The sequence below is a fragment of the Enterobacter sp. JJBC genome, from assembly GCF_036936505.1.
Classification (GTDB): Bacteria; Pseudomonadota; Gammaproteobacteria; order Enterobacterales; family Enterobacteriaceae; genus Enterobacter; species Enterobacter hormaechei_C.
Genome location: NZ_CP136935.1, coordinates 1,995,210 through 2,007,467, shown reverse-complemented (window position 1 = coordinate 2,007,467; position 12,258 = coordinate 1,995,210). Strand labels below are relative to the sequence as shown.

10 protein-coding genes and 1 other RNA gene are annotated in these 12,258 nt (G+C 55.1%); 4 read left to right on the top strand and 7 right to left on the bottom strand.

The window, feature by feature from the left end; translation table 11 throughout:
• Nucleotides 1-24: 24 nt before the first annotated feature.
• Together RY075_RS09675 and RY075_RS09670 are read right to left on the bottom strand one after the other, a co-directional pair.
• A complete protein-coding gene (locus tag RY075_RS09675) occupies nucleotides 25-702 on the bottom strand; it encodes a fimbria/pilus periplasmic chaperone (RefSeq protein WP_023315939.1) in 678 nt (225 codons plus the stop codon).
• A 57-nt stretch (nucleotides 703-759) separates the two neighbouring features.
• Nucleotides 760-1,290: a fimbrial protein gene (locus tag RY075_RS09670; protein WP_022650915.1), complete on the bottom strand. Its 531-nt coding sequence runs from the start codon at nucleotides 1,288-1,290 to the stop codon at nucleotides 760-762.
• Nucleotides 1,291-1,644: 354 nt separating this feature from the next.
• Here RY075_RS09670 and RY075_RS09665 point away from each other — a divergent pair, with 354 nt between their 5' ends.
• Nucleotides 1,645-2,304 carry a winged helix-turn-helix transcriptional regulator gene (locus tag RY075_RS09665; RefSeq protein ID WP_003857763.1) on the top strand — a complete coding sequence of 220 codons (660 nt, stop codon included), beginning with the start codon at nucleotides 1,645-1,647 and terminating at the stop codon, nucleotides 2,302-2,304.
• Between the two features lie 77 nt (nucleotides 2,305-2,381).
• Complete coding sequence (locus RY075_RS09660; protein ID WP_045336603.1) at nucleotides 2,382-3,011, top strand: helix-turn-helix domain-containing protein; 630 nt, start codon at nucleotides 2,382-2,384, stop codon at nucleotides 3,009-3,011.
• 46 nt (nucleotides 3,012-3,057) lie between these two features.
• On the opposite strand, the gene RY075_RS09655 is transcribed toward RY075_RS09660, so the two are convergent.
• From RY075_RS09655 to RY075_RS09645, 3 genes are all read right to left on the bottom strand, one after another.
• Entirely contained in the window at nucleotides 3,058-3,252 is a 195-nt protein-coding gene (locus tag RY075_RS09655; protein ID WP_003857766.1) for a YdiH family protein, read from the bottom strand.
• A gap of 85 nt (nucleotides 3,253-3,337) precedes the next feature.
• Nucleotides 3,338-3,748 (bottom strand): 1,4-dihydroxy-2-naphthoyl-CoA hydrolase, encoded by a 411-nt coding sequence (menI, locus tag RY075_RS09650; protein ID WP_338628499.1) that lies wholly within the window; start codon nucleotides 3,746-3,748, stop codon nucleotides 3,338-3,340.
• The gene (locus RY075_RS09645) at nucleotides 3,745-6,801 is read right to left on the bottom strand and encodes an FAD-binding and (Fe-S)-binding domain-containing protein (protein WP_232967762.1); all 3,057 of its coding nucleotides are present in this window, start codon (nucleotides 6,799-6,801) and stop codon (nucleotides 3,745-3,747) included. The genes menI and RY075_RS09645 overlap by 4 nt, the downstream gene beginning before the upstream one ends.
• A gap of 199 nt (nucleotides 6,802-7,000) precedes the next feature.
• Between RY075_RS09645 and ydiK the strand changes: the two genes are divergently transcribed.
• Together ydiK and rprA are read left to right on the top strand one after the other, a co-directional pair.
• Nucleotides 7,001-8,116 (top strand): AI-2E family transporter YdiK, encoded by a 1,116-nt coding sequence (gene ydiK / locus RY075_RS09640; protein WP_015570721.1) that lies wholly within the window; start codon nucleotides 7,001-7,003, stop codon nucleotides 8,114-8,116.
• A 209-nt stretch (nucleotides 8,117-8,325) separates the two neighbouring features.
• Nucleotides 8,326-8,433, top strand: an RNA gene (rprA, locus tag RY075_RS09635) — antisense sRNA RprA.
• Nucleotides 8,434-8,438: 5 nt separating this feature from the next.
• Here rprA and RY075_RS09630 read toward each other — a convergent pair.
• Together RY075_RS09630 and RY075_RS09625 are read right to left on the bottom strand one after the other, a co-directional pair.
• Nucleotides 8,439-10,814: a glycoside hydrolase family 3 N-terminal domain-containing protein gene (locus RY075_RS09630; RefSeq protein ID WP_338628497.1), complete on the bottom strand. Its 2,376-nt coding sequence runs from the start codon at nucleotides 10,812-10,814 to the stop codon at nucleotides 8,439-8,441.
• Nucleotides 10,815-10,817: 3 nt separating this feature from the next.
• On the bottom strand, nucleotides 10,818-12,218 hold the full coding sequence (locus RY075_RS09625) for an MFS transporter (RefSeq protein ID WP_232967763.1): 1,401 nt from the start codon (nucleotides 12,216-12,218) through the stop codon (nucleotides 10,818-10,820).
• Nucleotides 12,219-12,258 lie beyond the last annotated feature (40 nt).

The window sequence follows — 12,258 nt, the reverse complement described above, 5'->3', positions numbered from 1 at the left end:
GAGCACCTGATTAACGCGTAAGGATCACAAACTGGCCCGGTGTAATTCACCAGGGCTGCCATAATCGTTAATGACTTTAAACGTCAGCGTATTGCCACTGGTTCCATTCGGTAACGGGAAACGGGCTGTGCCCGAAGGCATCACATACGTGACATCGTCAAGTTTCTTATTACCCAACGTAATTTCATTGAAATTGATAACGTACGGCGTTGGATTATTAACCAGAAGGGTATTTCCCGCACGACGCCAGGTTAATTTATTGGCCTGCTCCTCGGGGGTAGACGCACGAAGAGCCTCTGGTCGATAAATTAATTTGATGCGCGTTTTGACGGCAATTTGCAGCGAGTTCATCTGCTTAGAGGCTGACGGAATAGCTTTGATGTTCAGCCAGAATAAACTCTCCTGCCCTTGAGGCAGAGAGCCTGTCATGACAATACGCTCGAGGTTTTTTTGTCCGCCGTCCAGCCGATACAGCGGAGGAGTAATAATAAAAGGCGCTTTACCCGATTGTTCATCCTGAACATCTATCCACGACTGAATTAAATAAGGACCGTTATCAGGATTCGTAATATTTATTGACGCTTCTTTTTTAGCCCCATCAAAAATAACACGGGTGCCGCCAATAATTACTCCTGCACTGGCGGATGTTAACGTCAGCGGTAACAGCGCCATAACCAGGCCCGTTGTGGTGATAAAACGCATTTTTTTACCTCATAAAACAAGGGGCCAGGCGGCCCCCTGCTAATTACTGCCATTGACTTAGTTGTACACCACAGAGAAGTTCGCGACCGAGTTAGCCGGGCCCGCGGTAACGGATGCCGCGGTGGAAATATACTGCGCGTAGAAGCTCAACGTATTATCAGCCGTACTGCTGAGTGCGTAGGTATAGCTGTTGCTGCCGTGCAGCGGCAGATCGGCTTTATCTGCCGTCATCAGGTTAATCGCCACCCCGGTAGCCGCTCCCGCCACGGACGTATCAATCGCCAGCAGGCTGGCGTTGGTTAAATCCGGCGTGCCATCAAAACGGACTTTTGCATTGGTGACGGTTACCGGACAGTTTTTCAAAATAATATTAAACTGCGTCGCAGCCGTTCTCGCCCCGGTTGTCGGGAATTCCGTTTTATAATAATCGCCCAATACCACCACCTGATTCTGGGATGCCACATCAACGTCGCAGGCAGAATCCAGAATATTTCCGTTAAAATTAACGGTACCGGCCGCTGCCAATGCATTGGTCATAGTGAGTACAGAACCTGCCGCTAACATTGCCATCATCAATTTTTTATTCATAATTTTATATCCCGTATTACTCTATTTATTACCGACATTCAGTTGCAGAAATTAAACCCCTTCCGACGAGTCAAAATTTATACAACTCCTTTTCCGCATACAATCAATTTTGAGGTCTAGCTGTAGACCCTCTTTTAACAAATAAAAAACATATTCACTCGGGAATAGCTTAAGAATAATGTCCACAGTCTACTTTTAGACCTGAACAAAAAAAGTTGCAATTTCAATTAATTAACACTTAAAAAAAGATAAGTCTATAATTAGACTCGCTGCTAACATTCCCTGACCTGCTGTTTTTTAAGATAATTCTTTATGCCGATCAAAAAATGATCGCATCAGTCAGTGAGGTCTCAAATGAATACCCGATTCGCGCCTGAGTCAGAAATTGATAAATCAACAGTGCTCGGCGCTAAGCCTTTTAAGCACATTGAAAAAATAATCGATAATGTTTTGCCGCATGCGGAGAGAGGCATTATTGCCAGAGGAGAAATTATCCATTATTGCTCCGGCGATACCCGTCAATGCTTTTTACTGTTGCATGGCAGCGTGGCGTTGCACCGTCGCGGGGACGGTATCGTCTTAAATTCTGAATCTGCGCCATTTATACTCGGCGTGAGCAGCCAGTTATCGTCTGAGCACCTGTACGTCAGAGCGCTGGAAACCTCAGAGGTGGCCAGCGTTTCGCTGGCGCGTTTCAATCATGTTGTCGCACAACAGAATTTATGGGAGCACTTCTCAAACCTGCTGATCTATACCGCATCGCGCGTTTACGAACATTGCGCCCAGATATCGCAAATGTCGGCTTATGACATTATCCGCTTTCAGCTGGTTGAGTTGATGCAGGAGCCTGAAGCCATTAGACAAAACATTACCGCCGCAGCCTATATCAAAAGCCGCACCTATCTTTCACGCAGTGGCATTATGCGGATCCTCGCGGAGTTGCGGACGGGGAAATACATCACCATGGAGCGTGGCGTTCTAGTAGAGATCCATCACTTACCCCGTAAATACTGAGGCTGTATTTATCTCTGGAGAAGGTGGAAAAGAAGAGCGACACTATAGAGAGTACAGTCTCTTTCCAGGTTAACGCTATGTCTTCTGACAAACCATCGCATCGCGGATCTCCCTATGCTCAGGAACTGATTTCTCATTTACAGCCGCACTGCACCACGCATAAAACCGATCCCGGCGAGCAACTTGATCTCCAAGTAAACGGGCAGAGCATGTGTTATTTAATTCTTGACGGCACGGTCGCCATATACAGAAGAAGCGACGACATGATGCTTTCGACGGCGCGCAGTCCCGCCCTGTTTGGCCTCGCTAACCTGACGGACATCTATTTTACCGACTACCTTCGAACGGTAACGCCTTGCCTGATTGGTGTGCTCACGACCGATCGGGTGGCTGAAATTATCAAAGAGAAGGCGCTGTGGGGGCTGCTTTCTAATCATCTAATGTTTGTCTATAACCGGCTTTATCACAACGTCATGCCGAAAGGCGCGCCAACCGCGTACGAGATGATTCGCCAGCAGCTCGTGCTGCTGATGCAGGAAGATGACAGCTACCGACGTAGCGTGACGGCGGAAAGGTATATCAGGGATAAAACCCAGCTTTCCCGCAGCGGCGTAATGCGGATCCTGGCTGACCTGAAAACGGGCGGGTTCATCGAAATGGAAGAAGGCCGGCTGATTAAAATTAATAAACTGCCTGCCAGATACTGACTGTCAGACACAAAAAAGGCCGCGCTTGCGGCCTTTTCTTCACTGCTTAATGGACGTGAACGCCCAACCGCCAGGCAAAGTAGATCTCTTCTTTCAGTTCGTTTGAAGAGAGCGCCAGCAAATCCGTAAATTCCAGCTCAAGCTGTTTCAGCTTTTTCAGGTACTGCGCTGGAGACAGATTGCTTTTATCGCGACGTAAATATTCAATTGCCAGCTGTGTTGGGGTTATTTCAGTATCCATGATCTCCTCGCTTATGTTCAAAACGTGACCAGTATATCACAATCAGGCGGCTAATTTTTGACCAAAAGCAAGACATCCGGAAACTTTACACAACGGCCGTCGTCAGCCTTGATGAACAACACAGGCGATCCTGCTCGTCCAGGATATCAATCTGCCACACCTGATGGCGGCTTCCAGCATGCAGCGCCCGGCAGACGCCGCGCACGCGCCCGCTGCGAACGGAGCGGATGTGGTTGGCATTGACCTCCAGACCCACCACCTTCTGCTCTCCTTCCGTACACAGGTAGCCCGCCACCGATCCCAGCGTTTCGGCCAGCACGACGGACGCGCCGCCGTGTAACAGGCCAAACGGTTGATGAGTACGGCAGTCTACCGGCATCGTCGCTTCCAGTTCGTTGTCGCCAATGCGCGTGAACTGGATGTCCAGCAAACCGACCATGTTCTCCGCGTCCATGGCATTTAAGGCCTCCAGCGTGACCGCACGTTTCCAGATCATCCGATAATCTCCAGTAAAGCCTGCAATGGATGGCGGACGCCGTTACCTTCCACCCGTTTCACCTGGCTGCGGCAGGAGTAGCCCGTCGCCAGACAGCGGTTGCGTGGCAGGCGCTGCATCGCCTGATGCCATGACAGCTCGTAAATGCCGAGCGAATTAGCGTGGTTTTTGACTTCATGGCCGTAGGTTCCGGCCATACCGCAGCAGCCCACGTTGACGCTTTCCAGCTTCGCGCCAAACCGGGCGAAGATAGAAGCCCACTGGGCAGGCGCCGTCGGCAGCGCCGTCACTTCGGTGCAGTGCCCAAACAGGTACCAGGATTCTCCGCTGACCTCCTGAGGGGGCGTTTGCGTCAGCACCGCAGGCAGCCACTCGTGTACCAGTAAGACTTGAAAATCACCGCGCTTATCGCCGAGAGTCTGCTTATATTCGTCCCGGTAACAGAGCACCAGCGCCGGATCGACGCCCACCATCGGCATGCCGAGCTGCGCCACGCGATTCAGAAAATCTGAAGTTTTCTGCGCGGTTTTCGCAAAGCGGATGAGGAAGCCTTTAATGTGCTGCGCCTTGCCGTTCGGCGAGAACGGCAGCACCACCGGCTGGTAGCCGATTTTCTCGGCCAGTCGGACAAAATCGGTCACCACCTGCGCATCGTAATAGCTGGTAAACGGATCCTGCACCACCAGCACCACCTTCGCTTTCTGCTCAGGGCTTAATGCTTCCAGTTGTTCCAGGGTCATATTCGCCGAGCGGTGCCCCACCAGCCGACGCTGGAGCGATGGCACCGACAGCAGCGGCAGATCCACCATGCCGATATGTTTTTCAGACAGTTTTCGCACCAGTGGCTGGTTGATAAAGAAGTTAAAGGTTTTTGGCGCACGGGCCATCAGCGGCGCGTAACTCTCCACCGTTGCTACCAGATGATCGCGCATCGGGCGCAGATAACGCGTGTGGTACAGCTGGAGGAAGCGGGAACGGAATTCCGGTACGTCAATTTTAATTGGGCACTGGGTTGAACACGCCTTACACGCCAGGCAGCCGGACATCGCCTCTTTCACCTCATGCGAGAAATCGTATTCGCCTTTGTTCGCATGCCAGCTGTTGCGGGTGCGTTCGATAAGCCCGCGCAGGCTCGCGCGTTTTTCCGGCAGCTCCTGTTCCAGCTTGAGCGGGTCAACGCCGCGGTCGGCCAGCAGGCGCAGCCATTCGCGCACCAGCGTGGCACGCCCTTTTGGGGAGTGGATGCGGTTGCTGGTGATTTTCATCGACGGACACATCGGGCTTTTCACATCGAAGTTAAAGCACAGCCCGTTGCCGTTACACTCCATCGCGCCGCGCCAGGAAGCGCGTACCGCAATCGGAATTTGGCGGTCATAGGTGCCGCGCTTAACGGCATCCACCTGCAACATCGGCGCATCAACGCCCTCCGGCGGGCAGATTTTTCCCGGATTGAGGCGGTTATCAGGATCGAACGCGGCCTTCACCTTACGCAGCTCGGCGTAGAGCTGTTCGCCAAAAAAGGCCGGGCTGTACTCGGCGCGGAACCCCTTGCCGTGCTCGCCCCACAGCAAACCGCCGTATTTGGCCGTGAGGGCCACGACCTCGTCGGAGATCGCCTTCATCAGGATCTCCTGCTGCGGATCGCACATGTCCAGCGCCGGGCGCACGTGCAGCACGCCCGCGTCAACGTGCCCGAACATGCCATAGCTCAGACCATGGCTGTCGAGCAGCGCGCGAAACTCCACGATATAATCCGCCAGATGTTCCGGCGGCACGCAGGTATCTTCCGCAAACGGAATCGGCTTCGCCGCCCCTTTCGCGTTGCCGAGCAGCCCCACCGCCTTTTTACGCATCGCGTAGATTCGCTCGATGCCGGAGAGATCGTTACACAGCTGCCAGCCAATGACGCCGCCTTCCCCCTGCGCAATCAGCTCGTCCAGACGCTGGCAGAGCGTGCTTACCTGGCTCTCAATCAGCTCTGCGTCATCCCCGGCGAACTCGACGATGTTCAGGCCGAGCATCTCTTTATCCGGCACGTCGGTAATCAGTTCGCTCACCGAATGCCAGACAATATCCTCCCGGGCCAGGTTCAGGACTTTTGAATCGACGGTTTCCACCGACAGCGCCCGCGCCTCCACCATAAACGGTGCATTACGCAGCGCGGAGTCAAAGGAGTTGTATTTGACGTTCACCAGACGGCGCACCTTTGGCAACCGGGTGATATCCAGACGCGCTTCGGTGATGAAGGCCAGCGTCCCTTCTGACCCGGTCAGTACGCGGGTAAGATCAAACTGGCTCATATCGTCATTGAAGACATGTCGCAGATCGTAGCCCGTCAGGAAGCGGTTTAGCTTCGGGAATTTGTCAAGGATCAGCTCGCGATTTTCGCGGCAGCGCTCCAGCACGGTGCGATAAATCCGTCCGCTGGTGGTGCTCTCTTTTGCCAGCGTTTCGGCCAGCTCGATCGGCATCGGTTGGGTATCGAGGATATCGCCCCCCAGCAGCACCGCCCGCACACCCATAACGTGGTCGGAGGTTTTGCCGTACACCAGTGAGCCCTGCCCCGAGGCATCGGTGTTGATCATCCCGCCAATGGTCGCGCGGTTACTGGTGGAAAGCTCCGGCGCAAAAAAATAGCCGTAAGGTTTCAAAAACTGATTCAACTGATCTTTGATCACCCCCGCTTCCACACGCACCCACCCCTCTTCCGGGTTGATCTCAATGATGCGGTTCATATAGCGGGACATATCAATGATGATGCCCTGGTTCAGCGCCTGCCCATTGGTACCCGTCCCGCCGCCACGCGGGGTGAAGACCAGGGAGCTGAAACGCTCCTGCGATGCCAGACGGGCGATGAGCGCCACATCGGCGGTAGAGCGCGGGAAAACGACGGCATCGGGAAGAAGCTGGTAAATACTGTTATCGGTCGCCATCGTCAGCCTGTCGGCATAATCGGTAGCGGTGTCACCTGTAAAACCCTGTTGCTCCAGTGCCTGCAAAAAATTAAGCACCAGCTGAACGACGCCCGGTGCCTGAGAAATCTGTGGGATCATTGCTGTCGACCCTAATGAGAATAGTGTGAAATCGTTTGCGTTGTGTCTGGAAAGTTTTATCACATTTTTTTCTTATGTGCTTCGTAGAATTACGGGCAAAATCCGCCTGTCAAAAATCGCTGAAATCACTAATGATTAGAGAGATGCGGTTTATATTCCCATCAGCCTTGCTGGTGTTCATTTAAGGAAAGTTTCGTTTATGGTCAATCTTCGTCAGCCCAGGGATGTCGCGCAGATACTGCTGTCGGTGCTGTTCTTAGCCATTATGATTATTGCGTGTCTGTGGATCGTTCGTCCTTTCGTGCTCGGATTTGCCTGGGCCGCGACCGTCGTCGTCGCCACCTGGCCTTTACTCTTGCGTTTGCAGAAACTGCTGTTTGGTCGCCGCGGCCTGGCCGTGCTGGTGATGACGTTGCTGTTGTTCCTGCTGTTTATTATTCCCATTGCACTACTGGTTAACAGCCTGGTTGACAGTAGCGGCCCGGTTATTCGCGCGGTCACCAGCGGTGATATGACGCTGCCGGATCTCGCGTGGCTGAACAGTATTCCTGTTGTGGGCGCAAAACTGTACAGCGGCTGGCACAGCCTGCTGGAGATGGGCGGTAGCGCCCTGATGGCCAAAGTGCGTCCGTACATCGGCACAACCACCACCTGGTTTGTGGGGCAGGCTGCGCACATTGGTCGCTTCATGATGCATTGTACGTTGATGCTGGTCTTCAGCGCCCTGCTGTACTGGCGCGGCGAGCAGGTTGCGCTGGGGGTACGTCATTTCGCCACCCGACTGGCAGGTAAACGCGGCGATGCGGCCGTGCTGCTGGCAGCCCAGGCCGTCCGCGCGGTGGCGCTCGGTGTGGTGGTCACAGCGCTGGTGCAGGCTGTACTTGGCGGAATCGGGCTGGCGATTTCCGGCGTACCTTATGCCACCATTTTCACCGTCGTCATGCTGATGACCTGTCTGGCGCAGCTCGGTCCGCTGCTGGTGCTGGTTCCCTGCATTATCTGGCTTTACTGGACGGGGGATACGACCTGGGGCACGGTGCTGCTGGTCTGGAGTTGCGTGGTGGGCACCATGGATAACGTGATCCGTCCCCTCCTCATCCGCATGGGCGCTGACCTGCCGCTGATTCTGATCCTGTCCGGGGTAATCGGGGGGTTAATTGCCTTCGGCATGATTGGCCTGTTCATCGGTCCGGTTCTGCTAGCGGTGACCTGGCGTCTCTTCTCCGCCTGGGTGCATGAAGTACCGCCGCCGGGAACCGATCCAGACGTCATCTTAAGCGAACTTGAAGAGCTGGAAGATAAGAACGCGCAGTAAGAACGGATGCCGGGTGGCGCTAACGCTTACCCGGCCTACACTCTCCACAGCAATACTTAAACGTTGCTAAACTATTTATTCTCTGCACACTGGTCAGACCCGCCTTTTCCTGCCTAAAACCGTCATTCTCTTCAAGAAATCTTTACCTGCCTTTAACTATTGAGACGAATCCGATCGACTCAAAATCCTGGCATGCCTACTATTAAGACACGGTTATAAATCAACACCTTGATTTATAAGCATGGAAATCCCCTGAGTGAAACAACGAATTGCTGTGTGTAGTCTTTGCCCATCTCCCACGATGGGCTTTTTTTTATCCTTTTTACGCCAGTGTAATGTCACAGCGACTAAGCATCCGCCAATCCCCCGCCAGCACCCGCGTTTCCCCGGTCACCAGCACGTTCACCACCTCGCGAATATCCGCCGAGGACGCGCCAACCTGTAGCTCGAATTCCCCTGGCTCGACAATCCGCTTCCCGTCCCGGCGGGTGAAATTAAACATCTCCACCGGCAGGGTAAAGGTCAGCGTGGCGGTTTCTCCCGGTGAAAGCGTAACGCGCTGGAACGCTTTCAGCTCCTGAAGCGGACGCACCTGCGTGGCGACCTTATCGCGTACGTACACCTGTACCACTTCGCTGCCGCTGCGCTCGCCGGTGTTGGTGATATCGACGCTTAACGCCACCTCTCCGTCGATCGGGACGCGGCTTTCAGCCAGGCGGGCCGCGCCCCAGCGAAACTGCGTCCAGCCGAGACCGTAACCGAACGGGTAAAGTGCGCCGAAATGGAACGCAAACGGCGTGCCGCCGCTTTTCAGCTTGTGGTTATAGTAGTACGGCATCGCCCCGGCGTTTTTCGGCACGCTCACTACCAGCCTGCCCTGCGGCTCCGCGCGGCCGGTTAAGACATCTGCAATCGCCCAGCCCCCTTCCTGCCCCGGCGCCCAGGCCATCATCAGCGCGGCCACCTTCTCTTCCAGCCCCTGAAGGTTATAAGGACGCCCGCCCGTCATGACGACAATCACCGGCTTACCGGTTGCCACCAGCGCCTCCAGCAGCTGTTGCTGCACGCCTGGCAGATCCAGCGAGTCGGTATCAGATCCTTCCCCCACGGTGCCGCTCTGGAACAGCCCGGCAAGGTCGCCCACGCAGGCCACCACCACGTCACTCTCTTTTGCCGCGCTCACGGCGTCGGGGATCAGATCCATACGTTGTGAAACCGGCGATTGCTGCATCGGTTTACCGCCGCTGTCGCCCGGAAATACCGGCGCCCCCGCCATCCGTTTTTCGATAATGTGGCACCCTTTCGCGTAACGAACCTGCGATGCGCCAAGATACTGCTCCAGCGCCGCGCGCGGCGTCGTTACCTGTGAGGTCTCTTCAACCATATCGCTGATGATCAGGTGAACCGGGAAGCTGTAGCCGCTCAGCAGCGCCAGCGGATCGTCAGCCGTCGGCCCCACCACCGCTACACGGGGTTTTCCGCCGAGAGGTAATATGCCGTTATTTTCCAGCAGCGTGATCGATTTTGTTGCCACCTCGCGCGCCACCTGCCGGGTCGCCTCACTCTGCAAATCGATGCCGTCTTCGGCGGCGTACGGTTTTTCAAACAGCCCGAGACGGAATTTTTCACTTAGCACGCGCGCCACAATCTCATCCACTTTCGCCATTGAGATAAGCCCACGCTCTACCGCTTCTGCCAGATGACGCGCGCAGTCATCCTTCGGCAATTCCACGTCCAGCCCGGCGTTAAACGCCAGCGCCGCCGATTCCGCTGGATCGTGAGAAATTCCGTGGTGCTGGTGCAGCAGGCTGACGCCGCCGTAATCCGCCACGATAATGCCGTCGAAGCCCCACTGTTCACGCAGCACGGTAGTGAGCAGGAAATGGTCGCTGTGCCCTGGCTGATTATCAATGTCGTGATAGGCTGGCATCACCGAACCGGCGTTGGCCAGCTTCACCGCCATCTCAAACGGCAGCAGGAAGGTATCGTTTAGCTCGCTGAAACCGAGATGGACCGGCGCATGGTTGCGCGCCCCTTCGCTGAAGGAGTGGCCGACGTAATGTTTCAGGGTCGCCAGCAGATCGCGCTTATCGCCCTGCAACCCCTTCACGTACGCCGTCGCCATCACCCCTACCAGCCAAGGATCTTCCCCAAATGTCTCTTCCGTCCGTCCCCAGCGCACATCGCGCGAGACATCCAGCACCGGGGCCAGCCCCTGCTGGCACCCGACGGATCGGGCCTCTTTGCCAATCTGCTCCGCCGCGCGCTGCACCAGCGCCGGGTCCCAGGTGGAACCGTAGTTTAGCGACGACGGGAACAGGGTTGCATCTTTGCACAGCAGCCCCACCAGACACTCCTCATGAAACAGCGCCGGAATGCCGAGCCGGGTCTCCTCCATCATCATGCGTTGCAGGCGGTTGGCGGCACGCACGCCGGTTTTTGCATTAACAATGTGCGTGCCGAGCGGACGGGTGATCTGCCCGGCGCCGAGCTTCAGCCTTTCGTTGAGGGACGCCTGTTCGCTCACGCCAGCGAATTCATCGCTCAGATCGCTGCGCTCGCGGTGGTTGCCGTGTTCATCGAGGATCAGCCAGTACGCGTGCATCTGGGCAAATTTCTCTTCCGGCGTCATACGCGCCAGTAAATCAGCGACACGCTCGTGTACGGGACGTCCCGCGTCCTTGTAGATCGCAGTCATGGTTTACTCCTGTAGTGCGGATTGGGTTGCCGGGCTGAGCTGCCCCGCATCGTTTCGACTATCGCGTTTGCTGGCCAGCTCGCGGGCGATGCTGTCCACCAGCCGGCTGTTAAGTTTGTAGATGGCAAGGAGCGCCACCATGCAGAGGAACAGCACGCAGGGGATCAGGGTGAACAGGGCATTGATGGTTGCAAGAACGTGAGGCGCCTGGTTTGCCTGACCTGGAGCGTAATCCACCATGCCAAGCACCCAACCGACCACCGCCCCACCCAGCGCCAGCCCAAACTTGATGGCAAACAGGGCGGTTGAAAAGACCAGCCCGTCCAGGCGGCGGCCGCTACGGTGTTCTTCGTAGTCCACCACATCGGAGAACATGGTCCATTGCAGCGGCGTGGTCAGGTTCTGAATAAAGCTAAACACAATATTCAGACCGAATATCAGCCACACCTGCGAAGGCGGAATGAAGAAAATCAGCGCGCCAAAAATAACGAAAGATATAATGGTCCACTGATAGGCACGCACCCGGTCAAATTTCCCCAGCAGGCGTTCAGATAATAATGCGCCGCTTAAGGAGGCCACCATGCCGGAAACAATAAAGGCAAAAACCAGTTCCGGACGTAACAGAACATAGTTAACGTAATACATGGTCGCAGAGCCACGCGTCACGACGGCGGTTAACAGTAAAATATTAAACAGAAAAACTATTCGCCACTGGCTATTGGCGGCCAGCAGTTTTAAATCCGTCAGCATCGAACCGGAGGTGTCATTGCGCGGCGAGTAACGCTCCCGGGTCATAAAGAAGCAGCAGAAGAATAAAATAATGCCCAGCAGCCCCATCAGGCTCATGGCATAGAAATAGCCTTTTTGCACATTCCCCTGGCCTAATAATGAGACCAGCGGCAGCGCGATGACCGTTACAATCAACCCGCCGATAAACGACAGGCCAAAGCGCCAGGATTGCAGCGAGTGGCGTTCGCGCGGGTCGAGCGTCAGCGCGCCGGGCATGGCACAGTAAGGGACGTTAATCGCAGAATAGATCAGACTCAGGATGGCATAGGTTACGCAGGCATAGACAATTTTTGCCGTCTGCCCGGCATCCGGTACGTAGAAGGTAATCAGGCAGCTCACGCCAAACGGAATGGCAAACCAGAGCAGCCAGGGACGAAAACGACCGTGGCGGGTCTGAGTGCGGTCCACCAGCGCGCCAATGCACGGGTCGACAAACGCATCGACCACGCGCACCACTAAAAACATGGTGCCCATAATGGCGGCAGGCAAACCGAATACGTCCGTATAGAAATAAGCGAGAAATAACGTTGCCGTTTGCCAGACCAGCGCGCTGGCCATATCGCCGAGGCCATAACCTATTTTATCTTTGGTACGTAATACAGAGGAGATTGTCATTGTTATTTGCCTTTTTATCAGGTTAAAACGTATTTCAACC

What these genes read in the sequence shown, in the direction of transcription:
- RY075_RS09655 (WP_003857766.1), bottom strand. Translation starts at nt 3,252, where the DNA reads ATGGATACTGAAATAACCCCAACACAGCTGGCAATTGAATATTTACGT.
- RY075_RS09660 (WP_045336603.1), top strand. Translation starts at nt 2,382, where the DNA reads ATGTCTTCTGACAAACCATCGCATCGCGGATCTCCCTATGCTCAGGAA.
- menI (WP_338628499.1), bottom strand. Translation starts at nt 3,748, where the DNA reads ATGATCTGGAAACGTGCGGTCACGCTGGAGGCCTTAAATGCCATGGAC.
- RY075_RS09675 (WP_023315939.1), bottom strand. Translation starts at nt 702, where the DNA reads ATGCGTTTTATCACCACAACGGGCCTGGTTATGGCGCTGTTACCGCTG.
- ydiK (WP_015570721.1), top strand. Translation starts at nt 7,001, where the DNA reads ATGGTCAATCTTCGTCAGCCCAGGGATGTCGCGCAGATACTGCTGTCG.
- RY075_RS09630 (WP_338628497.1), bottom strand. Translation starts at nt 10,814, where the DNA reads ATGACTGCGATCTACAAGGACGCGGGACGTCCCGTACACGAGCGTGTC.
- RY075_RS09625 (WP_232967763.1), bottom strand. Translation starts at nt 12,218, where the DNA reads ATGACAATCTCCTCTGTATTACGTACCAAAGATAAAATAGGTTATGGC.
- RY075_RS09665 (WP_003857763.1), top strand. Translation starts at nt 1,645, where the DNA reads ATGAATACCCGATTCGCGCCTGAGTCAGAAATTGATAAATCAACAGTG.
- RY075_RS09670 (WP_022650915.1), bottom strand. Translation starts at nt 1,290, where the DNA reads ATGAATAAAAAATTGATGATGGCAATGTTAGCGGCAGGTTCTGTACTC.
- RY075_RS09645 (WP_232967762.1), bottom strand. Translation starts at nt 6,801, where the DNA reads ATGATCCCACAGATTTCTCAGGCACCGGGCGTCGTTCAGCTGGTGCTT.